Annotated in this window: 20 protein-coding genes and 1 other RNA gene; 10 read left to right on the top strand and 11 right to left on the bottom strand. The window is 65.7% G+C overall.

Going from position 1 to position 23,197, the window contains the following annotated elements; all coding sequences use genetic code 11:
• Window positions 1-135: 135 nt before the first annotated feature.
• Genes FZI91_RS12535 through FZI91_RS12510 form a run of 6 tightly spaced genes read right to left on the bottom strand, consistent with a single transcriptional unit; the run spans window position 136 to window position 9,321 of the window.
• The gene (locus FZI91_RS12535; RefSeq protein WP_155939311.1) at window positions 136-468 is read right to left on the bottom strand and encodes a hemophore-related protein; all 333 of its coding nucleotides are present in this window, start codon (window positions 466-468) and stop codon (window positions 136-138) included.
• Window positions 469-478: 10 nt separating this feature from the next.
• Window positions 479-3,460, bottom strand: a complete 2,982-nt coding sequence (locus tag FZI91_RS12530) for a bifunctional [glutamine synthetase] adenylyltransferase/[glutamine synthetase]-adenylyl-L-tyrosine phosphorylase (RefSeq protein WP_162525575.1) — start codon at window positions 3,458-3,460, stop codon at window positions 479-481.
• Between the two features lies 1 nt (window position 3,461).
• Window positions 3,462-4,802, bottom strand: a complete 1,341-nt coding sequence (gene glnA, locus FZI91_RS12525) for a type I glutamate--ammonia ligase (protein ID WP_155939310.1) — start codon at window positions 4,800-4,802, stop codon at window positions 3,462-3,464.
• Window positions 4,803-4,821: 19 nt separating this feature from the next.
• Window positions 4,822-6,360, bottom strand: coding sequence for an alpha/beta hydrolase (locus FZI91_RS12520; RefSeq protein WP_155939309.1), 1,539 nt, complete (start codon window positions 6,358-6,360; stop codon window positions 4,822-4,824).
• A 35-nt stretch (window positions 6,361-6,395) separates the two neighbouring features.
• Window positions 6,396-7,925 (bottom strand): alpha/beta hydrolase, encoded by a 1,530-nt coding sequence (locus FZI91_RS12515; RefSeq protein ID WP_155939308.1) that lies wholly within the window; start codon window positions 7,923-7,925, stop codon window positions 6,396-6,398.
• Between the two features lie 13 nt (window positions 7,926-7,938).
• The gene (locus FZI91_RS12510) at window positions 7,939-9,321 is read right to left on the bottom strand and encodes a wax ester/triacylglycerol synthase family O-acyltransferase (RefSeq protein WP_155939307.1); all 1,383 of its coding nucleotides are present in this window, start codon (window positions 9,319-9,321) and stop codon (window positions 7,939-7,941) included.
• Window positions 9,322-9,485: 164 nt separating this feature from the next.
• On the opposite strand from FZI91_RS12510, the gene panB reads away from it, so the two are divergent.
• Window positions 9,486-10,331: a 3-methyl-2-oxobutanoate hydroxymethyltransferase gene (gene panB / locus FZI91_RS12505; RefSeq protein ID WP_155939306.1), complete on the top strand. Its 846-nt coding sequence runs from the start codon at window positions 9,486-9,488 to the stop codon at window positions 10,329-10,331.
• Between the two features lie 4 nt (window positions 10,332-10,335).
• Here the strand turns inward: panB and FZI91_RS12500 are convergent, their stop codons facing one another.
• On the bottom strand, window positions 10,336-12,168 hold the full coding sequence (locus FZI91_RS12500) for a fatty acyl-AMP ligase (RefSeq protein WP_155939305.1): 1,833 nt from the start codon (window positions 12,166-12,168) through the stop codon (window positions 10,336-10,338).
• 259 nt (window positions 12,169-12,427) lie between these two features.
• Between FZI91_RS12500 and FZI91_RS12495 the strand changes: the two genes are divergently transcribed.
• The gene (locus tag FZI91_RS12495; RefSeq protein WP_155939304.1) at window positions 12,428-13,891 is read left to right on the top strand and encodes a CYTH and CHAD domain-containing protein; all 1,464 of its coding nucleotides are present in this window, start codon (window positions 12,428-12,430) and stop codon (window positions 13,889-13,891) included.
• On the opposite strand, the gene FZI91_RS12490 is transcribed toward FZI91_RS12495, so the two are convergent.
• The 3 genes from FZI91_RS12490 to FZI91_RS12480 all read right to left on the bottom strand — a co-directional run bounded on the left by FZI91_RS12490 (window position 13,892) and on the right by FZI91_RS12480 (window position 16,972).
• Window positions 13,892-15,316, bottom strand: coding sequence for an RNB domain-containing ribonuclease (locus tag FZI91_RS12490; protein ID WP_162525576.1), 1,425 nt, complete (start codon window positions 15,314-15,316; stop codon window positions 13,892-13,894).
• 21 nt (window positions 15,317-15,337) lie between these two features.
• Window positions 15,338-15,758: RNase P RNA component class A (gene rnpB, locus FZI91_RS12485), an RNA gene on the bottom strand.
• 14 nt (window positions 15,759-15,772) lie between these two features.
• Window positions 15,773-16,972, bottom strand: coding sequence for an HNH endonuclease signature motif containing protein (locus FZI91_RS12480; RefSeq protein ID WP_155939303.1), 1,200 nt, complete (start codon window positions 16,970-16,972; stop codon window positions 15,773-15,775).
• A gap of 106 nt (window positions 16,973-17,078) precedes the next feature.
• Between FZI91_RS12480 and FZI91_RS12475 the strand changes: the two genes are divergently transcribed.
• From FZI91_RS12475 to FZI91_RS12440, 8 genes are all read left to right on the top strand, one after another.
• A complete protein-coding gene (locus FZI91_RS12475; RefSeq protein WP_155939302.1) occupies window positions 17,079-17,462 on the top strand; it encodes a VOC family protein in 384 nt (127 codons plus the stop codon).
• Entirely contained in the window at window positions 17,459-17,899 is a 441-nt protein-coding gene (locus FZI91_RS12470; protein WP_162525577.1) for a helix-turn-helix transcriptional regulator, read from the top strand. The genes FZI91_RS12475 and FZI91_RS12470 overlap by 4 nt, the downstream gene beginning before the upstream one ends.
• A gap of 9 nt (window positions 17,900-17,908) precedes the next feature.
• A complete protein-coding gene (locus tag FZI91_RS12465; RefSeq protein WP_155939301.1) occupies window positions 17,909-18,328 on the top strand; it encodes a VOC family protein in 420 nt (139 codons plus the stop codon).
• Between the two features lie 64 nt (window positions 18,329-18,392).
• The gene (locus FZI91_RS12460; protein WP_155939300.1) at window positions 18,393-19,307 is read left to right on the top strand and encodes a DUF4129 domain-containing protein; all 915 of its coding nucleotides are present in this window, start codon (window positions 18,393-18,395) and stop codon (window positions 19,305-19,307) included.
• On the top strand, window positions 19,304-19,789 hold the full coding sequence (locus tag FZI91_RS12455; RefSeq protein WP_155939299.1) for a hypothetical protein: 486 nt from the start codon (window positions 19,304-19,306) through the stop codon (window positions 19,787-19,789). Before FZI91_RS12460 ends, FZI91_RS12455 begins: the two co-directional genes overlap by 4 nt.
• Complete coding sequence (locus FZI91_RS12450; RefSeq protein WP_162525578.1) at window positions 19,786-20,748, top strand: MoxR family ATPase; 963 nt, start codon at window positions 19,786-19,788, stop codon at window positions 20,746-20,748. The genes FZI91_RS12455 and FZI91_RS12450 overlap by 4 nt, the downstream gene beginning before the upstream one ends.
• Complete coding sequence (locus FZI91_RS12445) at window positions 20,745-21,974, top strand: DUF58 domain-containing protein (protein ID WP_155939298.1); 1,230 nt, start codon at window positions 20,745-20,747, stop codon at window positions 21,972-21,974. The genes FZI91_RS12450 and FZI91_RS12445 overlap by 4 nt, the downstream gene beginning before the upstream one ends.
• Window positions 21,971-22,408: a hypothetical protein gene (locus tag FZI91_RS12440; protein ID WP_162525579.1), complete on the top strand. Its 438-nt coding sequence runs from the start codon at window positions 21,971-21,973 to the stop codon at window positions 22,406-22,408. The genes FZI91_RS12445 and FZI91_RS12440 overlap by 4 nt, the downstream gene beginning before the upstream one ends.
• On the opposite strand, the gene FZI91_RS12435 is transcribed toward FZI91_RS12440, so the two are convergent.
• Window positions 22,388-23,191, bottom strand: a complete 804-nt coding sequence (locus FZI91_RS12435; RefSeq protein WP_155939297.1) for a HugZ family protein — start codon at window positions 23,189-23,191, stop codon at window positions 22,388-22,390. The two genes, FZI91_RS12440 and FZI91_RS12435, sit on opposite strands and share 21 nt — an antisense overlap.
• Window positions 23,192-23,197: the final 6 nt, after the last annotated feature.

Here is a 23,197-nt window from a genome sequence, read left to right as displayed (position 1 = left end):
TGTTCAGCGTTACAGCCGACGACGTGCCGGCCCGCCCGGGACGTTATCGAGTGTTGGTTGGACCGTCATGGCTCCAACGTTAAGAAACTATGAGAAGCGGACGCAGAATTACATTGATGTAGTTCCGCTGATCGTCTAGCCGTCTGGCCAGCAGCGGTTCTTGAAGTCCTGCACCGGCTGACGGATCGAGTCCAGATCGGCCCGCGCCGTCGGGTTCGCGTCGAAATATGCCTGCACGGCCTCATGTTTGGCGCCACCGTCACCCGGGGCGCGCAGTGCGTCGCTCATCCCAGTGTTGACTTCGGGGTGGCGCTCCAGATACTCCGCGCGCCTGGTCGCTTCCACCGCGTCGAGCCGAGCCTCCTCGGAGACGGTGCAGTCCCCCGGCTTCGCCTGCACGGGCGCTGCCATGCCGAGCGCGCCCGCAAGCACACCGATTCCCACGATGACCTGGATCTTGATCCGCATGAAGCGAAAGCTACTCCCCGAACACCCGCTGCACCACAGCTTTCGCGCGCCTGGTCACCCGCAGATAGTTGTCCAGGAACTCGCCGCCGTCGTGGTCCGGCCAACCAGCAGCGGCGGCCACCGTGTTGAGCAGCCGCCCAGGCCCGGGCAGCTGATCGGTGGGCTTGCCACGCGCCAGCACCAAGGCGTTACGGGCGTTGGTGGCGGTCAGCCAGGCCTGGCGCAGCAGCTCGGCATCCTCACCCTCAATCAGCCCGGCCTCGGCCGCGGCCCGCAACGTCTGCAGGGTTGAGGTGCTGTGCAGCGATTGATACTCGTGGGCGTGCCGCAGCTGCAGCAGCTGCACCGTCCACTCGACGTCGGCTAGGCCGCCGCGGCCCAGCTTGGTGTTGGTGTTCGGGTCGGCACCGCGCGGCAGCCGTTCGGAATCCACTCGGGCCTTGATCCGGCGGATCTCGCGCACCGCATCCTGCGCAATGCCCCCGGCCGGATACCGCGTCTTGTCGATCATGTGCAGGAACCGCAGCCCCACCTCGGGATCCCCGGCGATGCTGTGCGCGCGCAGTAGCGCCTGCACCTCCCAGGCCTGTGCCCACTGCGCGTAGTACGCCTCGTACGCGGCCAACGTTCGCACCATCGGCCCGTTGCGTCCCTCCGGCCGCAGCCCGGTGTCAACCTGCAGCGGCGGATCGGTGCTCGGTGCGCCCAGCAGCTTGCCGACCTGCTCGGCGATGGTCGCCGACCAGCGGACGGCCTCGGTGTCGTCGGCATCGCCGCGCGCTTCGCACACGTACAGAACGTCGGCATCGGATCCGTATCCCAGTTCCCCACCGCCCAGGCGCCCCATCCCGATGACGGCGATGGTGGCCGGGGCCACCTGTCCCTCGGGAACACTGACCTTGATCACCGCGTCCAGTGACGCCTGCAGCACCGCCGCCCACACCGACGTCAGCGCGCCGCACACGTCGACCACATCCAGCAGACCGAGCAGATCCGCCGAGGCCACCCGGGCCAATTCCCGACGTCGCAGTGATCGTGCCGCCGCAATCGCCCGTTCCGGATCGGTGTGACGCGCCGAGGATGCAATCAGTGCCCCGGACACCGAAATCGGTTCCGCTTCAAGGAGTTTAGGCCCGTTGGGCCCGTCGGCGTACAACTGGATGACCTCGGGTGCGCGCATGATGAGATCGGGCACGTAGGCGGAGGTGCCCAGTATCCGCATGAGCCGCTTCGCCACCGCGCTCTCGTCGCGCAGGGTGCGCAGGTACCAGGTCTGGTCGACCAGCGCCTCACTCACCCGGCGGTAGGCCAGCAGCCCGGCGTCCGGATCGGGGGTGTCCGCAAGCCAATCCAAAAGCGTTGGCAGCAGGATGGATTGGATTCGCCCGCGCCGTCCGCCCTCTTTGGTGAGCGCAGCCAGGTGACTCAGCGCGTGCTGCGGCTGTTGGTATCCCAGCGCCGTGAGCTGTCGGGTCGCGGCCTCATTGGACAGCCCCAACGTTTCCTTATCAAACTCGGTCACCGATTCGAGCAGCGGTTGGTAGAACAGCTTGGCGTGCAGGCGCGACACTCGCATCGCCTGCCGTTTGATCTCCGCCCGCAACACCCCCACCGCATCGTTTTGCCCATCGGGGCGCACGTGGGCGGCACGGGCCAGCCAGCGCATCGCCTCGGTGTCCTCCGGGGCGGGCAGGGTGTGGGTGCGCTTGAGCCGCTGCAACTGCAGCCGGTGCTCCAGCAGACGCAAGAACTCATACGAGGCAGTCAGATTCGCGCTGTCGTCGCGTCCGATGTAACCGCCGGCGGAAAGCGCGGCCAGCGCGTCCACAGTCGACGCCACATGCAGAGACTCGTCCACGCGCCCGTGTACCAGCTGCAGCAGCTGCACCGCGAATTCGACGTCACGCAGTCCGCCGGTGCCCAGCTTGATCTCGCGCTCGCGCAGATCTGCCGGCACCAGCGATTCCACCCGGCGGCGCATGGCCTGTACCTCGGGCACGAAATCCTCGCGCTCGCAGGCGGTCCACACCATCGGCATGAGCGCGTCCACATAGGCCTGGCCCAGATCCGGATCGCCGACCGCTGGACGCGCCTTGAGTAGCGCCTGGAATTCCCAGGTCTTGGCCCACCGCCGGTAGTACGCGACATGAGCGTCCAAGGTGCGCACCAACGCACCCGCCTTGCCCTCGGGGCGCAGCGCGGCATCGACCTCAAAAAAGCTGCCGGAGCCGACGCGTATCAACTCCCCGGCGACGCGGGTGGTCAGCGAATCGGCCTCCTCCGCCACGAAGATGACGTCGACATCGCTGACGTAATTGAGTTCGCGTGCACCGCATTTGCCCATCGCGATGACGGCGAGCCGGGGCGGGGCCTGCCCCTCCGGAACCACCAGCGAGACCGCGACCGCCAGCGCCGCCTCCAGCGCGGCATCGGCGAGATCGGACAAGTGCTGGCCCACCACCGGGAACGGCAACACCGGTTCGTTCTCAACGGTGGCCGCCAGGTCGAGTGCGGCGAGTACCAGCAGCCGGTCACGGTAAGCATCCCGCAACGCAGCGAGGGCTGCGGTCTCCGGAACCGAAGCTCGCCCCTGCACAGCGCCCACCGTCGCCAAAAATCGCCGCTGCAGTTCGGCTTTGGACTCCAGCTCGATTTCCCCGACCAGCAACCGCCACCGATCGGGGTGCGCCACCAGGTGATCCCCCAGCGCCAGCGAGGACCCAATGACCGACAGCAGTCGTCCACGTAAGGACGGGTCGGCGCTCAGCGCGGCATCCAACTCCGCCCAGCCTGCTCCCAATTCCTCGCGCAGCCGAATCAGGGTGAGCAGTGCGGCGTCGGCATCGGGCGACCGCGACAGCGACCACAGCAGCGGGATATGCGCTTCGGTGGTCCAACCCAACCCTTCGAGCAGGGCAGCGGCCCGCGAGTCGACGAGGCCAAGCCTCCCGACGCTGGGAACTTTCGAACGCTCGGTAGAGGCCCGGGTCACATCACAGACCCAGGTAGGCCCGCAGTTCGAACGGGGTCACATTGCTGCGGTAGCGCGACCATTCGGCCCGCTTGTTGCGGAGGAAGAAGTCGAAGACGTGCTCTCCCAACGCTTCTGCCACCAGCTCGGAACGCTCCATCTCGATAAGTGCGTTCTCCAGGGTGCTGGGCAGCTCCTTGTAACCCATGGCCTGACGTTCGGCGGCGGTCAGACCCCACACATCGTCCTCGGCCTCGGGGCCCAGCGTGTAGCCCTGCTCGACGCCGCGCAGCCCGGCCGCCAGCAGCACCGCGTACGTGAGGTACGGGTTGCAGGCCGAGTCGGGGCTGCGCACCTCGATGCGGCGCGACGACGACTTGCTGGGCGTGTACATCGGAACCCGCACCAGCGCGGAGCGGTTGGCCGCACCCCATGATGCCGCGGTCGGCGCCTCGCCACCCTGCACCAGCCGCTTGTAGGAGTTCACCCACTGGTTGGTGACGGCGCTGATCTCGTTGGCGTGCTCCAGGATTCCCGCGATAAACGACTTGCCGACGCTCGAGAGCTGCAGCGGGTCATCGGGATTGTGGAAGGCGTTGGTATCGCCCTCGAACAGGCTCATGTGAGTGTGCATCGCACTGCCCGGGTGATCACTGAACGGCTTGGGCATGAAGGTGGCATGCACGCCGTCGATGATCGCCACTTCCTTGACGATGTTGCGGAACGTCATCACGTTATCGGCCATGGAAAGAGCGTCGGCGTAACGCAGGTCGATCTCCTGCTGGCCGGGCGCGCCCTCGTGGTGGCTGAATTCCACTGAGATGCCCATGGATTCGAGCGCATCGATGGCGTGGCGACGGAAGTTCGGTGCGGCCTCGTGCACGGCCTGGTCGAAGTATCCGGCGTCATCGGCGGGGATCGGCGCCGAGCCGTCGTCGGGCATGTTCTTTAGCAGGAAGAACTCGATCTCGGGGTGCACGTAGCAGGAGAAGCCCAGGTCGCCCGCCTTGGCGAGCTGACGACGCAGCACGTGCCGCGGGTCGGACCAGGACGGTGACCCATCGGGAAGCTTGATATCGCAGAACATGCGCGCGGAGTGGTGCTGACCGGCACTCGTCGTCCAGGGCAGGACCTGGAACGTCGACGGGTCGGGGTGCGCGACGGTGTCCGATTCGGAGATACGCGCGAAGCCCTCGATGGACGAGCCGTCGAAGCCGATGCCCTCCTCGAACGCACCTTCCAACTCAGCCGGCGCGATGGACACGCTCTTGAGGTAACCGAGCACATCGGTGAACCACAGCCGGACGAAACGGATATCTCGTTCTTCCAGCGTGCGCAGCACGAATTCCTTCTGACGATCCATGGGGAGAGTATGCCGCAGCTCAGCAGCGCACGTCTTTAGGAGGCACGGTGCCGTCGACGAAATAGCGCGTCACGGCGTCGTCGACACAGGCTTCTCCGTTGAACGCGACCGTGTGTTGGGTGCCCTCGTAACTGATCAGCGATCCACCCAACTGCTGCGCGAGCGCCACCCCGGCCTCGTAGGGCGTCGCGGGGTCGTGGGTAGTGGAGATGACGACCACCGGCGGTAGGCCCGGAGTCGAGGGGGTGTGCGGTCCGGAGGTCGGCGGCACCGGCCAGAACGCGCACATGTCGCGTGGGGCGTATCCGGTGAATTGGCCGTAGCTCGAGAACGGAGCCTGCTCGCGCAGCCGCTTGTCGGCGGCCACCCAGGGAGCGGGGTCCTTCGGGGTCGGACCGTCGACGCACCGAATCGAATTGAACGCGTCCTGCAGGTTGTCGTAGTGCCCTTGGTCGTCGCGCTCCTGGTACTGGTCGGCGAGCCACAGCAGGTCGTCGGGTCCGCTGCCGTCCACCAGGCCCGATAGGCCGGAGGTGAGGTACTTCCAGTATCGCGGCGTGTACATCGCCTGGATGGTGCCGGTGATGGCGTCCTGATAACTCAGGCCGCGCGGATCGTTGGTCTTGGCGGGTTTGGACACCAACGGGTCGATCAATTGATGAAACCGTGCCACTGCCTGCTTCGGGTCGGTCCCCAACGGGCACTTGGGGTCCTTGGCGCAGTCGGCCGCATAGTCGTTGAACGCCACCTGAAATCCGGTCATCTGCCGGACGTTCGACTCGATCGGGTCGACGGTCGGGTCGATGGCGCCGTCAAGGACCATGGTGCGCACGTTCTGCGGGAAGTACTCGGCGTACTGCGTGCCCAGCTCGGTGCCGTAGGAATAGCCCAGATAGTTCAGCTTGCTGTCCTTGGCAACCGCCCTGACGATGTCCATATCCCTTGCGGCGGATGCGGTTCCGGCATTTGCGAGGAAGTCCAGGCCCATCCGGCTCGCACAATCGGACACGTACTGCTTGTACAGCCCTTCAATGTGCGCGACGCCGGCCGCGCTGTAGTCGGCCAGTGGGTCCTTGCGGAAGGCGTCGAACTGAGCATCGGTGCGGCACCGCAGGCTCGGCGTGGAGCCGCCGACGCCGCGCGGGTCGAATCCGACGATGTCGAAGCTCTGCCCCACCGGGGTGTCGGCGAGCTTGGCGCCCATGCCGGCGGCCAAGTCCACACCGGATCCACCTGGACCGCCGGGGTTGACCAGCAGCGCGCCGACCCGTTTACCGGTGGCGGGCACCTTGAGCACGGCCAACTCCGCCACCGCGCCCATCAGCTTGTCGTAGCTGACGGGCACCTTCACCTTGGCGCAGGTGGCGGTGGGGATCCGGCTGGTGTCGCCGACGAAGCTGCCGCAGCTGCCCCAGGTGACCTGCTGGTCGTAGAACGCCTGCAGCGACGGGCTCGGAGTCGGCAACGGCGCGGCCGCCGCGGGACTGGCGGATACCGCTAGCAAAACCGGGGCGACCATCAAAAGAACCACCGGCAACGCCCGGCGCATCCGCATCATGGGCCACATAGTGCCATGTCGGACCCCAAAAGGGATCAGCAGCGGGTGCCTTCGGCCGGAGTCGTGACCTGGATGAGATATGTCTGGGCCGCTTGGTCGATGCACTGATTCCCGTCGAACACGATGGTGTGCTTGGTCCCGTCGTAAGTGAGCAGGCCGCCACCGAGCTGTTTGGCCAGCTCAACGCCGGCCTGGTACGGGGTGGCCGGGTCGTAGGTGGTGGAGACCACGAGCAGTTTGGGCAGCCCGGGCACGTTGATCGGATGCGGCTTGCTGGTCGGCGGTACCGGCCAGAACGCACACACGCCCAGCGGCGCATTGCCGGTGAAGGTGCCGTAGTCCTGGAATGGTGCCACCTCGCGGATGCGACGGTCCTTCTCGACGGCCTTGGCGCGATCCGTCTGCGGCGGTTCGTCGACGCAGTTGATGGCGGTCTGCGCATCCTGTGCGTGGCTGTAGTGACCCTCCTCGTCGCGCTTCATGTAGGCGTCGGCAAGCAGCTGCAAGATGTCGCCCGACCCCTCACTGAGTTGGCGCAGCGCCTTGGTGAACGCCTCCCACAGCGTGGGCGAGTACATCACCATGATGGTGCCGATGATGGCGTCGCTATGCGACAGGCCGCGACCGTCCTTTGTCGGGACGGGATGCTCGACCAACGGATCGACCATGGCCCGGTAGCGGGCGGTCGCCTGCGCGGGATCGGTACCTAGCGGGCACGTCGGATTCTTGGCGCAGTCGGCCGCGTAGTTGTCGAAAGCCTTTTGGAATCCTGCAATCTGGTCGATATCGGCCTGGGTGGGATCGGCGTTGGGGTCGATCACGCCGTCGAGAATGAGGGCCCGCACGTTCTTGGGGAACTCCTCGGCATATGTGGTGCCGATCCGGGTGCCGTACGAGTAGCCCAGGTACGTCAGCTTCTCGTCGCCGAGGGCGGCACGGAGTCGGTCCATATCCTTCGCGACGTTCACGGTGCCGACGTTGGCCAGGAACTCGAGCCCCATCTTGTCGACGCAGCGCTTCACGAAGTCCTTGGAGTCCTGCTCCATGCGGGCGACGCCCTCGGGGCTGTAGTCGGTGTCGTTCTGCGCACGCATCTTGTCCACGTCCGAATCGGAGTTGCACTCGACCGCCGGGGTCGAGGATCCGACGCCACGCGGATCGAATCCGATGAAGTCGAAGCGGTCCCGGATATCCCGGGGAACCTGCTTGACGATGGCGGTTGCGGCCTCGATACCCGACTGCCCGGGGCCCCCGGGATTCATCAGCAACGACCCGATCTTTTTGCCCTTGGCCGGGTACTTGATGATCGCCAGCCGCGCCTTGGCGCCATCGGGCTTGGTGTAGTCGACGGGGACTTCCAACTCGGAGCACTCGGTGCTCGACGGGACGGTGATGCCCTCCCCGACGAAGCCGTCGCACCCACCCCACGTCAGGCTGTCTTCCGACGGGCGCGCCGCCGTCGCCTCACCTTCGACCGACCGCACACAACCAGAGACGACGGCCACCACCGAGGCAAGAGCCAATACGGCAGCAACCCGCCGACTACCAAACATCATGTCAGCCATGGTGCCATGAGGCTCAGATTCGGGCCTTCAGCTCCTGCAGCGCCACGCCGAAATCGTCGGTCAGGGTGGACAGATCGGGCATCAGATCGGGGCACGAGATGAGGCCGACGTTGAGCTTGCCGTCCAGCGACATCACCGTGACGGTGAGTGCGGCGCCGTGGAAGATTGGCCCCAACGGATACATCCCGACGACCTCGGCACCCAAGAAGTACAGCGGCACTTGCGGTCCCGGCACGTTGGAGATGACCAGGTTGTGGATCACGGGATGACGGTCTGCCAGCCGGATGCGCGAGTAGACCCGCATCGCGGTGCCGAACACCGCCGGCGCCGCGAACTGGCTCCAGTCCTGCAGCAGGGTGGCACCCAGCATCGCGGTGTGCTCCTTGGCGACATTATTCGCCTCGGAGATGGAACGGAGACGGATCACCGGATCTTCAATGTTGGTCTCCAAGCGGGAGAACATGCCCGACACCTGATTTCGGCCGGGGCGGTCGGATTTCTCGTGTACCGATACCGGAACCATGGCCACCAAGGAGGTCTCCGGAAGCTCCCCGCGGTCCTCAAGATACTTGCGCAGCGCGCCGGCGCAGATGGCCATGACGACGTCGTTGACCTTGATGCCGAAGTGATTCTTGACGGCGCGGACATCCTCAAGGTCCAGCTGGGCGTAACCGACGTTGCGACGGCTGGTGATGGTGGAATTAAACGAGGTTCGCGGCGCCGAGAAGGGCGCCGTCATGGCCTCGCCGCGTTTGGAGCGTTCCAGCCACGCGGGGATCACCCCGATGGTGGACGGCAGCAGCTTGGCCAATTTCAGCGGACGCGACGCCCACTTGAGCGCGCCGGTGACCGCGATTTCGAGGCTGTTGGCACCACCCACACCCGGGGCGGGTTCGGGCGCTTCGGCGTCGGGCTCCAGACCGCACAACGCAGATATCAGGTTGGCGCCGGTAACGCCGTCGACGGCGGCGTGATGCATCTTGGTCATGACCACCAAACGAGTTCCGCCGCCCGTTGCCCCCGTCTCTATGACCCACATCTCCCATAGCGGTCGCGCTCGATCCAGCGGCAGCGAGGCGATGTGTCCACACATGTCGGTGATTTCGGCCTTGCCTCCGGGCGCGGGCAGGCCGACGTGATGCAGGTGCCGGTCGATGTCGAAGTCGTCATCGTCGACCCAGACCGGGTGATCGAGGTTCAGGCGGCTGTCGGCGAGCTTCTCCTTGAAGGACGGGATGCCCTCGATCCGCTCCGCCAGCTTGGTCCGCAATTTCTCGAACGAATAGCCACCAGGAATGGTTGTGGTGTCCAATTCCAGGACCCCGCACACGTGCATGGGTTGGGTGGGTGTTTCGAGGTAGAGAAAACTGGCGTCGAGTCCGGAAAGCCGCTGCATGCCGCAGATGCTAGGCGAGGTGAGTAGCGCCTCGTTACCGATTCACTGTGACTAACTGCACTCGTGAGGATGTTCACCTCGCGAGTTCCCGATGGCAGACTAAACATCGTTAGAAACCCAGGGACCCGGACGGGCCTTGAGGAATTCAAACGAAGGTGACACAGATGTCCGAATCTGCCTTGTATGGCGCTGCTTCCGAGACCGCGGCCAAGCCTCGCGTGAAAACTCGCGTGCACCACTTGCAGAAGTGGAAAGCCGAGGGCCACAAGTGGTCGATGCTCACCGCATACGACTACTCGACCGCTCGAATTTTCAACGAGGCTGGGATTCCCGTTCTGCTGGTCGGAGATTCGGCCGCAAACGTGGTCTATGGATACGACACGACCGTGCCAATCACCATCGACGAGCTGATCCCGTTGGTACGCGGCGTGGTTCGCGGCGCCACCGAGGCACTGGTGATCGCCGATCTGCCCTTCGGCTCGTATGAAGGCGGCCCTGCTCAAGCTCTCGCGACGGCCACCCGCTTCATGAAGGAAGCCGGCGCGCACGCGGTGAAACTCGAAGGCGGAGAACGGGTTGCCGAGCAGATCGCCACCCTGACCGCCGCCGGGATTCCGGTGGTCGCACACATTGGATTCACCCCGCAGAGCGTGAACGGCCTTGGCGGATACCGGGTTCAGGGTCGCGATGACGCCGCCGCACAGCTCATCCACGATGCTATCGCGGTGCAGGAAGCCGGCGCGATCTCCGTCGTGATGGAGATGGTGCCCGCGGATCTGGCAACCCAGATCACCGGCAAGCTCACCATCCCCACCGTCGGCATCGGAGCGGGTCGCGAATGCGACGCCCAGGTACTGGTGTGGCAGGACATGGCCGGGATGACCAGCGGCAAGACCGCCAAATTCGTCAAGCAGTTCGGCCAGGTCGGCACGGAGCTACGTAAGGCCGCCGAGCAGTATGCCGATGAAGTCGCGCGCGGAACGTTCCCGGCTCCCGAACACTCGTACTAAAGATTCAGGCGTGCACGCCGAGCTTGTTGTTCAGGTACTCCTGGCGACACGCTCGGCGTGCGAGCTTTCCGCTGGTGGTACGCGGAATCGCGCCGGCCTGAACCAGCTGTATGTCGGCGATGGGCAGGTTATGGCGCCGTGACACGGCTGCCCGGATGGCATCGACAATGGGCTCCGGTGCGGCACGTCCCGCGCCGGCGGCACGCTCGGCGACGATAACCAGCCGCTCCCCTGTCCCGTTTCCCCGATCGACCCCGGCCGGCAGCTCATCGGCGGGGGCCGAGAACGCCGTCACGAAACCGTGCCGCACCGCTGGTGAGGCCTCCTCGACGGTGGCCTCGATGTCCTGCGGGTAATGATTACGGCCGTCGATGATGACGAGGTCTTTGACGCGTCCGGTAATGAAAAGCTCACCGTCCAGGTAGACACCGAGGTCTCCCGTGCGGAACCAGGTGGCACCTGGCTCGGTACCGGTGGCGTGACTGCCGTGATCGAGCCGGGCCTGCAATTTATTACTGAACGAGAAGTCGGACTCCTTGGGCCTGCCCCAATAGCCGCGGCCGATATTGTCGCCGTGCAGCCAGATCTCGCCGACCTCGCCGTCGGCGAGCTCGGCATCGGCGTTCGGGTTGACGATCACTGCCCACTGGCTGCGCGAGATCTTGCCGCAGGACACCTGCGGGACCGCGTTCTCGTCGGCAGGTTCGACCTTCACCGCGCGTCCATTGCCGAGCTGGTTGCGATCGAGGTATATCGCCGACGCCTCGGCGTCGGCGTCAATGGTGGAGACGAACAGCGTCGCCTCGGCCATCCCGTAGGACGGCTTGATAGTGGTCGGCGGCAGCCCGTATGGGCCGAAGGCATCGTTGAACTTGCGAATCGAGGAGATGCTGACCGGCTCAGATCCGTTGATGAGGCCCGCGACGTTGCTGAGGTCGAGCGTCTCCCCGTCCTTGGGCAGGCCACGCTCGGCAGCCAGCTCGAAGGCGAAATTCGGTGCGGCGGCGAAGGTCCGGCCCAGGTGTGCCTCGGCGGCGAGCTCCTTGATCCACCGACCGGGACGTCGCACGAACGACACCGGGGACATCAGGGTGATCCGGCCGCCGCACAGCGGGAACACGATCATCAACAGACCCATGTCGTGGTACAGCGGCAACCAGCTGACGCTGCGGATGCTGTCGTCGAGCCCCACCGAGATGATCATCTGCAGGACGTTGGTCATCACCGCGCGGTGGGTGATCTCGACGCCGGCAGGCACCCGGGTAGACCCCGAGGTGTACTGCAGGTAGGCGATGTCGTCGGTAGCCGGTGTCACCTTGACGTAGGTGGCGGCCACCGAATCGGGGACGCTGTCGACCGCCACCACACGGGGACGCCGGTCCCTGGGCAGCCCTCGCACGAAGCGGCTGACCGATTCGGCGGCGGCATCGTTGGTCAGGAGCACAGTTGGCTTCGCGTCGGCAAGCACCGCGTCGAGTCGCTCGGTGTGCCCTGGAAGTTCCGGAGCAAACAATGGGACCGCGATGTTCCCGGCCTCGATGGCGGCAAAGAAGCCGATTACGTAGTCGATGCCCTGGGGTGCCAGGATGGCGACCCGATCGCCGGGCTTGGTTACTTGCTGAAGCCGAGCAGCGACGGCACGCGAACGCAGGCCAAGCTGCATCCAGGTGAGATCCCTCGGTTCGCCGTTGGGGTCACTGTTGAAGTCGAGGTAGCGATAGCCCACAGTTTCGCTGAGCTCATCGACGGCACGCTCAAGGTAATGGTTGACGGTATAGCCGTCTGGCAAGGTTATAGCGCCCGTGCCGTCCAGGTACTCCTCAACGCGCAACTTCATGGTCACCTCGGTCTAGCTGGTGTACACGACTGCCGTTCCCTACCGGACAATACCGACCTGGCAACACCGATACCCGGCAGCACACGCGGTGCGCGACGAATATGGCATCCCATCCCGATACCCCGATCTTATGAGAACCCTAAGAGAATCTTAGATTACCTCGTGTCGAGTCAAGAGCATTGTTTACCTGAATGTGGCACCGTGTCGCGTATTCGTCAGTCTCAGCATCCAGTCCCTTCGATCGTCAGGCCGAACACCTATGCCATCGCAGCACGTCGAGGTCGAGCGGAAGTTCGATGTCACCGACGCGACGATCAATCCGTCCTTCGACGGGATCTCCGCCGTCGCGCACGTGGACCAGCTACCACAGCAAAATTTGGACGCCGTGTACTTTGACACGCCTGACCAGCGGCTGGCTCAACATCGCATCACCCTGCGGCGACGCACCGGCGGCATCGACGCGGGCTGGCATCTGAAGCTGCCGGCCGGTCCGGATACCCGAACCGAACTGCGCCTCCCCCTCGACGACGGCGATGACGCAGATTCTCACTCAGTCCCCGAAGAGCTACGCGACACCGTGCTCGCGATCGTCCGCGAGGACGAGTTGTCCCCCGTTGCGCGAATCAGTACCGCGCGCACGGTGTGGCGGCTGATCGGACCCGATGGGGAGGAGCTCGCGGAATTCTGCGATGACCACGTCACCGCGGGAGAGCTGGCGTGGCGGGAATGGGAACTCGAACTTGCCGAGTCCAGCTCCGGTGAGGTCGATACGGCGCTGTTCGACCGGATCAGCGCGCGACTGCTCGATGCCGGCGCGACTGTTGCCGGGCACGGCTCCAAGCTGGCCCGGGTTCTTGACGTCCCCAAGCGGGAACGGCCCAAAGGCGCCGACTCGATCCAGCGCGCGCTGCTCGAACAGCTGGAGCAGCTGAAGGGCTGGGATCGTGCCGTCCGGGTCGACACCGACGATTCGGTGCACCAGATGCGCGTCACTATCCGGCGCATCCGCAGCCTGTTGCAGTCCAATCCCGAGCGCTTCGGGCTGGACACCAACACCGAACCGCTCGACGAGCTGCGCCTGCTGGCCAACATCCTTGGGGTGGCGCGGGATGCCGAGGTATTGGCGCAGCGATACGACGCGGCGCTTACCGAGCTCCCCGACGGCCTGATTCGCGGCCCGGTGCACGAGCGGCTGGTGGACGCGGCCAATCTGCGGTACGAGGACGGATTACGGCGGTCCCTGGCCGCGATGCGTAGCCATCGGTATTTCCGGCTGCTCGATGCCTTGGACACGCTGGTGGGTTCCGCCGGTCCGGCATCGGACGCTGATCACGCGGAGGAGGGCGGCACGCTTGACGCCGCGTACCGCAAGGTGCGCCGCGCGGCGCGGGCGGCGGCGCGGGCCGAGGGCGAATACCGCGACGAGGCGCTACACCGTATCCGCAAGTCCGCCAAGCGGCTGCGCTATGTGGCCAGCGCTGCGGGTGCCAAACGAATTGCCCAGGCTGCCAGGGATATTCAGGAGTTACTGGGCGAGCACCAGGACAGTGTGGTGAGCCGCACCTATCTGGGGACACAGGCCGTCGAGGCACACGCCGCCGGTGCGGACACCTTCACGTACGGGGTGCTGTACCAGCGCGAACATGATGCGGCCGAGGCTGCACGCCATCAGATCGAGACGACGCTCAAGGCCCTCCGTACGGCCGTGCGCCGCAAGAAGTGATCAGCTGCCGTCGGCAGGGAAGCCAAAAATCACGGTCCGGGTAGTCGGATCCGCTTCCCGTAGGGTGAGTTTGGCGCGCTGACCTTCCGGTGGATCACCTTCGCAGCGGGCCAGAATCGGCGGATCGGTCACGAAAACCTCTGCGGCACGCTTCTTCTCGGCGCCTCGCAGCACCGCCGAATCGAAGGTCTGGCCCTTCTGCGGCGCCAGTACGGTGGCCTCTGTGAGATCCACACACGCCTGTTCCACCTTGTTCGACAACGTATTCGACCTCAGCAGGGACGATCTTGCGTCGGCCAAACCGTCACGCGCCCACTGCGGCACCGGCACGCCTGCACACAGCGCCAGGCAGACCTCGGTGGCGAAGCGGTCCCCCAGCCGGCGCAGCGGCGCCGTCACATGGGCGTATGGGGCGGCGATACCCGCGTGCTGGGCGGCCTCATCGTCCGGGCGAGTTCCGTCGAAAACCAGATAGGAAGCGCCCCGCAGGAGCGTGGTGGCCTGCGTCATCATCGCCAATGTGGTGGTGGCGCCGGGGTCCAGCGCGGCAAGCTGTGCGCCGATCGGGGTCTCGTTGGTCCACGGCAGGCCCAGCGCGTCGGCGGTGCGCCGCATCCATCGGCGCACGTCGCCGTCCGCGGGTGGCAGGGTGCGCAACATGCCGACGCCGCCGTCGAGCATGATCTGCGCCGCGCAGATCCCGGTAAGCAAGGATACCTGGGCGTTCCAGCCGTCGGTTTCGGTGCGCGCCTCGATCGCGAGCTCCCATCCACCACTGGGGCCGCGCACCACTTCCTGCTCGGGGAGGTTCAGTTCGATGGCTCCCCTGGCCAGCGCCAGATCTCTTCTCTTGCGCCCAAATTCGGGTAACGCGGCAATCGCTGGATGAGAGTTCCCGGTGTCCGCCGCGTCCTGCGCTTCCCGATAGGTCAGCTGCTGCACAGATCTCACCAGGGCACGCTGAACCGTCCAGCTGAGCGGGTTTGCGTCGCCGTCGGTTTCGATGCGCCACAGCGCGGCGGGGCGAATCTCGTTGGGCAGCAAGCTCGCCGAGCCTTCCGAGAACACCAACGGGTGGAGCGGAACCGAACCGTCGGGCAGGTAGATGGTCTCACCGCGCTGGCGCGCCTCGACGTCCAACGCACTCCCCGGTTCGATCTGCGCAGCGACATCGGCGATGGCGTAATGCAGCACATAGCCATTGGCGGAGCGCTGCAGGTGCAGGGCTTGATCCAGATCCCGTGAGCCCGGCGGGTCGATCGTGACGAGCGGCAGATCGGTGCGGTCGAGGCGCTCGCCATGATGGCTGTCGACGGCGCCTTCGGCGTCGCGGAGCGCGTCGGGACCGAATTCGGTGGGTAGCGCGAATTCCGCCCGAATTCCGTCGAAGCTGAGGTCGCGGGCGACCAACCGCTTCAACGTCACCGACCCAGAGTAACGGCGAGGCGGGCGAGTTGGCCTGTAAGCCGGATCCTGTTCCGCATGACCTGGGCATTACCCCGGCCACGCGGCGACGACCATCCATCTGGGCACACCGTCGCCGGGTACCTCGAGCGGCCTACCCGGAAGCTCGGGCGAGCAGCCCTCGAACGCTTCCGCAGCTGTGCACGCACAGCCTTTTGGCCTTGCTTCGGGTGGGGTTTACCGAGCCGAACCGGTCACCCGGTCCGCTGGTGCGCTCTTACCGCACCGTTTCACCCTTACCGCCGCCGAATCCCGAAAGACCCGGTGGCGGCGGTTTGTTTTCTGTGGCACTGTCCCGCGAGTCACCTCGGATTGCCGTTAGCAATCACCCTGCTCTGTGAAGTCCGGACTTTCCTCGTGCCGCGGGATTACTCCCACGACGCGCAGTCGCCCGGCCAACTCGTCCGCGCGGTCATCTTACCCAGGTAGGGGTGGTGCCGTGGAACGGTAGACCACCCCCGTCGGCGTCGTGACCTCGATGGTGTGCCGATCCGCGCCGGACACCGGCTCCGCTTTCCACCCCGGCGCTTCTTTGGAGTAGTTGCATCGCTCGCACAGACCCTGTCCGTTGGCCATGGACGTCGCGCCACCCTTGGCGCGCCCCAAGGCATGGTCGTGGTGACGGATCGGCGCATCGCAGTACGGCATGCGACACGTCTGGTCACGCAGATCAATCAGCTCCGCCAGCCCCTTGGGGAACAGACGACTTCGCGATTCAACCGCCACTAATGCGCCTGTCCCACAACGTGTATAGAGTCGTCGCGCCGACATTTTCGCATCGGCGCCGATAGCCTCGGAGACGAGTCGGCGCGCCACGGCGGCCGGGATCGGGCCATGACCCGCGACGATCGCCGGCTCGGTGCCACCGCCCAGCAGCGCTTCGTCGGAGATGGTGATGTTCACACCGACCGGGACGGCCGCCGCGGTCGATACTCCGGTGACTCGCTCCACCAAGGTGTCGGCCATGATCTGGCCTTGGCCGCGGACGGAATCCATCGACGTGTTGGCGGCACGTTTCAGGGCCGCATAGACGGCCACACCCTGTTTCACCGGGAGCAGCGCGGTCAGATAGGTCATGGTGTCCGGCGCGGGTCGAATCGATACGCGGCGTTCGTTCTCGGCGCGGCGGGCGCGGCGCACCACCGCTTCGGCATCTAGCCGATAGGCGAGGCGCTTCACGTCGGCGGTCAATCGCGCGTCGCCCAACCCACGCAGCCGCGAAGGGTCGGCGCACATCTCGACGTCGATCTTCTGGCGGTCTTCGACCGCGAGATAGGCGGTCTCACGGACCAGGATCGTCGCGCGCCATTCGTTTAGCGCGCCGCCCTCCAAGGCCGCGAGCGTATGCGGCATTTCGTTGACGAGGGCCTTGGCGAAGCCAAGGTGACGACTTCCCCGCGCGGGCGAATCCTGGCGCGCCAGCGCGACTTCCGCAGCGACTCCCATTCCCTGGCGTCGCCGCGGCACGCCGTTGGCGGCCTCCTCCGCGCGGCGGACGCGGTCCAGCCGAACAGCGGCATGAGCCTGCTCCGCCGCGGCAGCAGACTTGCGCTGTTCACACTCGGCGATACACGCAACCAGCGCTTCCGCCGATAGATCGACATCGATGTCGTCCATCTCCAACCCCCTGGATATTCGAACTTATGTTCGATAATATCGAAGGTATCCGACACCGGCAAGGGTTCGTGACAAGCTCACTGAACACGAGGCAGGAAGGACCACCATGACAGCAACGGCCCGATTGGGCGCGGTGTCCATCGACTGTGCAGACCCGGCGGCGCTGGCCCGGTTCTATCAGCAGGTTCTCGATCTCGAGATCCTGTTCGAGAGTCCGGACATGGCAGCCCTCAAGGGTGCCGGCATCCTGCTGACCTTCCAGCGGGTGGCCGATCATCGCCCGCCGCAGTGGCCGGAGGGCGAGGTGCCCAAGCAGCTGCATCTCGAGCTGGCCGCATCGGACCTTGACGCCGAGGAGGCGCGCATCGTCGCCCTCGGTGCGACCAAGGCAAGTACCCAGCCCCGCCCCGATGGGTGGCGGGTATTGATCGACCCGGCCGGCCACCCGTTCTGCATCACCAATCTGTTCCCCGAGGGCTCCTTGTCGTGACGCAGGCGCCGCCGGCGCGATATCTGCTGCGCGCCAAGGACTTGGCGGATTCACGGTATGCCGACGACATCACCGTGACCGACCTGGCGATGGCTGCCGGACTGTCCCGCGCGCATTTCAGTCGCACGTTCAGCCGGACGTTCGGAGAGTCGCCGCACGCATATCTGCAGTCTCGGCGTCTGGAGCGGGCCGCGGCACTATTGCGGTACACCGATCACTCCGTCGCCGATATCTGCGTGGAGGTTGGCCTGCGCAGCGTTGGATCGTTCACGTCGACGTTTACCCGCATATTCGGCATGTCGCCCACTGTCTATCGCGCCAGCATGCCACCGGCGTCCACATATGCCCGCGTGCCCGGGTGCATCCTGCGGATGCGCACCCGACCCGATATGAAGACAGCACATATGGAGAAGACGGATGCCCGCACGCGGCTCTAGCGTGAGCGCATGGTGAACATCGGCAGCGTGCAATTGTGGGTCCACGACCAGGAGGCCGCCCTGGCATTCTGGACGGAAAAGGTTGGCTTCGAGGTCCGTTCGGACGTGAGCATGCCGGAGCTCGGCGATTTCCGCTGGCTGGCGGTGGGCCCGCCCGGGCAGGACGACGTAGACATCGTATTGATGGCGGTACCCGGTGAACCGGTGATGGACGAACAGACCCGTCAGTCGGTACTGGACCTAGCCGCCAAGGGATTTGCGGGCACGGTGTTTCTCACCACCGACGACTGCATGAAGTCCTATGAGGAGATGTCCGCGCGCGGCGTCGAATTTACCGAGAAGCCCGAAACACGGCCCTACGGAGTCGATTCCGCATTCCGCGATCCATCCGGGAATCACATCCGCATGGTGGAGCGCACCGTCTACTGACCATCTGCCAGGGCTCCTTGTTGATATTTAGAGTCTGATTCGCACCGTCATGCAACGATGAGGCATGAACGGTCTCGACAAGCCGCTCATTCGAGCGGCCGGGCTCATCATCCTCGTCGTGATGTCCGTCGTCGCGTTGCGCGGCTATCTGCCCGCGACAAACGCCGTGCCGCCACCGCTGCGGCGTCCGGATGAGTCTCGCTCACTTGGCGTGCAGCTCTTGCTGTGCGGCGTCCTGGCCCTTCTCATCCTGCTGAGCCTTCGCCGCCGGCACCGCCGCCCGGCGCCATCGTCTGACGGCCCGTCATACCTACGGTTGCGGGGGCTGACCCGGCGTGAGGTGATCATCGCCGTCGCGACCGTGCTTGCCCTTCTCGGTGTGGTGTGGACCTTGCTTTATGCGACCAGGCCGACGGGAGAAGGTCCGGCGCGGGAGCCCGGCGGGGGTACCGCGGAACCGAGGCAGCCCGAACGCACAGAGCCTCGGTCCCCAGGGAAACGGGAAGCACAAAACGAACCCGACACCGCGCTGCTGATCCTCGGTGCCGTCTTGGTCGGCATGGCCGTCGTAGTGCTGGTTCTCAAGCGCCGTGCCCCAGACGTCGATCTCGGCAGCACTGAGCAGTCCGCTGACAGCGCCGAGACGACATCCGGATCACTCGCACACCTCGTGGAACTCGGCCTCGCCGAGGTCGCCGAACCCGGTCGCGATCCCCGCGCATCGATCATCGCGTGCTACGCGGCCATGGAGCAGGGACTGACAACAGCCCCGGATGCCGCACCGCTCGCGTCGGACACTCCGTCGGAAGTCTTACAGCGTGCGATCCATCTCGGCGCGCTGCAGTCACGCGCAGGCACCCAGCTTGTCGCGTTGTTCTCGGAAGCTCGGTTCAGCCCACATCAGATGACCCAGACCGATCGTGAATCCGCCACACAGTGCCTGCAGACCGTGTTGGACGACCTTCGGAGCAGACCATGAAATGGCTGGTGGCGGGCTCGCTACTGGTGGTGATATTGACCGAGGCCCTCATGGCCGCCAGCCCAGCTCGCGCGTTCGCCCTCCCGATAACAGGAGCTGTGGTCGCTGTCGCGTTGTACCTGCTGTGGCGAGAGGCGCGACGCCCTCATGCCTCAAAGCCCTTGGCTGCCGCGACCCTCTCTGCGGACGAGACATTGCAACGGTCGCTCGCTCGTACCGAGGCGAGGGTGAGTTGGGCCGAACGGACCCGAGGCGATTGGGATCGGCACATTCGTCCTCTGATCGCGGCGGACTTCTCGACAGCGATGGGTCAACACCAGTCCAAAGACCCCGCTGCCCTAGCCGCGACAGGACGGATGACGTTCGGTCCTGAGCTATGGCCTTGGGTCGATCCCAATGGTGCGTCGTTCGCGGACCAAGCCGAACCCGCACCCGGCCGCGCGGTACTGCAGTCGATACTCGAACGATTGGAGAAGATGTGACGACGATTTCGGTCTCCGCCGCGACGGAGCGCGCCGATGCGGTACTGACGGAGATCGGACGTGTTGTCGTCGGCAAACGCGATGCACTGCAACTGATTCTGCTGACCATCCTCGCGCGCGGGCATGTGCTCATCGAGGATCTGCCGGGCCTGGGAAAGACGTTGATCGCCCGGTCGTTCGCGGCCGCTCTAGGTCTGAATTTCGCCCGGGTGCAGTTCACCCCCGACCTGCTGCCCGCGGACTTGCTGGGCTCGACGATCTACGACATGTCCTCCGGGCGTTTCGAATTCCGGGCCGGACCCATCTTCACGAACCTGCTGCTGGCCGACGAAATCAACCGAACCCCGCCCAAGACCCAGTCGGCATTACTCGAAGCGATGGCCGAGGGCCAGGTCAGCATCGACGGCGAAACTCGCCGACTGCCACCACCTTTCGTGGTGCTGGCGACGGACAATCCGATCGAGTACGAGGGCACCTATCCGTTGCCGGAGGCCCAACTGGACCGATTCGCCGTCCGACTCGAGTTGGGTTACCTCACCGAGGACCTGGAGATCGAGATGCTGCAGCGTCGACTGAATCGCGGATCAGTACCGCCGACGGTATCGCAAGTGGTCGATTCGGCAGAGCTCATCTTGATGCGTGAGGCGGTGGAGCAGGTGTCGGTCCATGCGGACGTCCTGCGCTACATCGTCGCGTTGGCGGCCGCCACTCGTAATCACTCGCATGTTGAGGTGGGCGCCAGCCCACGCGCCGAACTCGACCTGGTGCAGATGTCCCGGGCTCGCGCCATGCTGCTCGGACGTGACTTTGTGATCCCCGAGGATGTCAAGGCGCTCGCGGTGCCCGCGGTGGCACACCGGATCAGCCTGCGTCCCGAAATGTGGGTGCGTCGCATCACCGGCGCGCATGTGGTCGACGAGCTGTTGCATCGATTACCGGTACCGCGAGCGTCCGGATGATCCGTTGGCACGCTTCTCCGTTGACGGTGGCGCTGGCAGCCTGCGCCGCCGTCGCACTGGCACTCGCGATCATCGCCGGACGGTGGCAGCTGGTCTTGTTCGCCGCGCCGTTCATCGGGGTCCTCGTCGGCGCGGCCAGCCGCCCCACGGACGCCCAGGTGTGGGTCTCCGATGTGCCACAGCCGTTGCGGTGCTTGGAGTCCGAGACTGTGACGCTGTCTGTGTCGGTCTCATCGACCGAGGCGGCAGCGGCCTACCGGGTGCGCGCCGGGCACATCGACGGTCTGCAGATCCAGGCGGACACGACCACCGAGCCCAACGAGGTGACGATGCAGGTGACCGCCGAACGGTGGGGCCGCTACCAGATCCCGATCGAAGTTCACACGGTCTCGACGTCTGGGTTCTGGGCCGGCGCCCCGGTCACGCTGTCCGCCGCTGAGTTGCGCGTGTATCCACTCGCGGACCCGCAGGACGTTGTGCTGCCGCCCGCTGACCTCCCCGACCGTATCGGCACTCATCTGACGAGGCATCACGGTCCGGGCGTCGAGTACGCGGATGTCCGCGAGTACGTCCCGGGCGACTCTCTGCGGACGGTCAATTGGCGAGTCAGCGCGCGACGCGGGCGCTTGCATGTCACCGACCGGCTTACCGATCGAGCCGCGGACGTCGTCGTTCTGATCGACGCCTATCCCCAGCCCTCGGGGCCCGCGACAACTGCGACCGAACGATCTGCCCGCGGCGCCGCCCAGCTTGTGCAGTCGGTGTTGCAGCGCGGGGACCGCGCGGGCGTGGTGGTGTTGGGCACGTCACCGCGATGGCTCGCTCCTGACATCGGTCGCCATCAGTTCTACCGTGTGCTCGACGCCATTCTCGATGCCGGAGAATGGCATTCGCAGAGCGCCAGCGCGCTTGCCCCGCGCGCGGCGATGCCACCGAACTCGATCGTGGTGGCCTTCTCCACCCTCATGAATGCCGATTTCGGCCTCGCGTTGACCGACCTTCGGCGACGGGGTCACCCGGTCGTGGTCGTCGATGTGCTCGACCGTTTGCCCTTTCGTGGCGAGCTGGACCCGATCGTGGCCCGCTGGTGGCGCTTGGAACGCTCAAGGATGTATCGCAATATCGCGGTGACAGGTGTCGACGTGATCGCCTGGAGTGCGGACGCCGGACTCAATCACGCCATGCATCTCATGCCGCGGCACCCACGATCGGGACGACGCCGGTGAACGTGCGCGCAGCACTCTCGGCCGCACTCGGCCTGCTGATGGTGGCGGCTTCGTGTGATGCCACCGCGAAATATGGTGTGCCGGTCGCGATTTACATAGCGGCCCTGGTTCTCGTCGGTTCCCGTTATCGGGCGGTCGCGACGCTCGCGGTGGTGTCGGCCATCGGCGTGCTGGCGCTGGGCAATACGCCCGCAGTGCTGGCGCTGCTCGCCGGCCTGGCCGGCGCGGCTTATCTGCTCACCGTCTATCCGCTGCGCTGGCCGTCGGAGGTGATCGCCGCCAGATACGAGGTGATCATGCCCGCATTGGTGTTCGGGTGCGCGGCACTGCTGGCCACCGCGCTTCCCGCGCAGGAATCGTCCTGGCTCCCGTTGATGGTGCCGGTGGCCGTCGTGCTTATCTACGCGGGTGTGTTACGGCCGTTCCTGCGCTAGCTTCGCCAGTTGCACTGTGGCGGAGCGAAGTTCGTCAATCGAGCTAATGGGGTCGAGGTAACCCACGCGGGTCACGGACCAACCCCGCGGAGTGCTCACCCGGATATCCAGCCCGTACCGATCCGCGCCCTCACAACGAGCGTCGGTGGCATCGGGGTACCCGCCCAGCCGTTGTGCCATCGCAAGCAGCGCCTGCCCGTGGTCGTCATTGAGATGATTGACGGCCGCGGCGGACTTCGGCGAGACAAGATCGGGTGCGGCAGAGTCGTAGTCGGCGCCAGTGGCCGAGTCCATGCGGCCGTACCCGCCCACCCAACGGACTCGTTCGACATCCAGGATCCAGACAGAGAAGTCGCTGTAGTCGATGTAATACCGCGCGGCGGGCACGGCCGCGATATGGGCCTCGCGGGCCGCCGGCAGCTCCGCCGAAGCGGGCTGACGTACCGTCCCGGCGAGGGTGATCCGAGTATTGGCCAGCGGGTCCAGCGGCGGGTTGGGTGCCACGATGGAAACGCTTGCCCTGGCATCGCGTATCAGGTTGCGGCCGTGCTCGGCCATGCGCGAGACACACAGCACCGGCGACCCGCCCAACAGTCCATAGGTGACCAGGGAGGCCCACGGGTCACCATCGGCAGACAGGGTGGCCAGCGTCGCGGTGTTCGTCGACGCGGCGACGGTGCGGGCCTCCTCGGCGGCCGAGGGCCGAACAGGGTTGGCGACGGCCGTCAGAGCTGGGGCAATGGTGGGTGCGTCGCCCGGATCACCGTGGTCGCGAGAGGCCATGGCGAC

Source organism: Mycobacteroides sp. CBMA 271, assembly GCF_009729205.1.
GTDB lineage: Bacteria > Actinomycetota > Actinomycetes > Mycobacteriales > Mycobacteriaceae > Mycobacterium.
The sequence above is the reverse complement of the archived record's forward strand: the minus strand, read 5'-3'. Positions and strand labels throughout refer to the sequence as shown.

Bases quoted from the DNA above. Each gene is read 5' to 3' on its own strand.
- FZI91_RS12535 (WP_155939311.1), bottom strand. From the start codon at position 468: ATGCGGATCAAGATCCAGGTCATCGTGGGAATCGGTGTGCTTGCGGGC.
- glnA (WP_155939310.1), bottom strand. From the start codon at position 4,802: ATGGATCGTCAGAAGGAATTCGTGCTGCGCACGCTGGAAGAACGAGAT.
- FZI91_RS12520 (WP_155939309.1), bottom strand. From the start codon at position 6,360: ATGATGCGGATGCGCCGGGCGTTGCCGGTGGTTCTTTTGATGGTCGCC.
- FZI91_RS12515 (WP_155939308.1), bottom strand. From the start codon at position 7,925: ATGGCTGACATGATGTTTGGTAGTCGGCGGGTTGCTGCCGTATTGGCT.
- FZI91_RS12510 (WP_155939307.1), bottom strand. From the start codon at position 9,321: ATGCAGCGGCTTTCCGGACTCGACGCCAGTTTTCTCTACCTCGAAACA.
- panB (WP_155939306.1), top strand. From the start codon at position 9,486: ATGTCCGAATCTGCCTTGTATGGCGCTGCTTCCGAGACCGCGGCCAAG.
- FZI91_RS12500 (WP_155939305.1), bottom strand. From the start codon at position 12,168: ATGAAGTTGCGCGTTGAGGAGTACCTGGACGGCACGGGCGCTATAACC.
- FZI91_RS12495 (WP_155939304.1), top strand. From the start codon at position 12,428: ATGCCATCGCAGCACGTCGAGGTCGAGCGGAAGTTCGATGTCACCGAC.
- FZI91_RS12480 (WP_155939303.1), bottom strand. From the start codon at position 16,972: ATGGACGACATCGATGTCGATCTATCGGCGGAAGCGCTGGTTGCGTGT.
- FZI91_RS12475 (WP_155939302.1), top strand. From the start codon at position 17,079: ATGACAGCAACGGCCCGATTGGGCGCGGTGTCCATCGACTGTGCAGAC.
- FZI91_RS12465 (WP_155939301.1), top strand. From the start codon at position 17,909: ATGGTGAACATCGGCAGCGTGCAATTGTGGGTCCACGACCAGGAGGCC.
- FZI91_RS12460 (WP_155939300.1), top strand. From the start codon at position 18,393: ATGAACGGTCTCGACAAGCCGCTCATTCGAGCGGCCGGGCTCATCATC.
- FZI91_RS12455 (WP_155939299.1), top strand. From the start codon at position 19,304: ATGAAATGGCTGGTGGCGGGCTCGCTACTGGTGGTGATATTGACCGAG.
- FZI91_RS12445 (WP_155939298.1), top strand. From the start codon at position 20,745: ATGATCCGTTGGCACGCTTCTCCGTTGACGGTGGCGCTGGCAGCCTGC.
- FZI91_RS12435 (WP_155939297.1), bottom strand. From the start codon at position 23,191: ATGGCCTCTCGCGACCACGGTGATCCGGGCGACGCACCCACCATTGCC.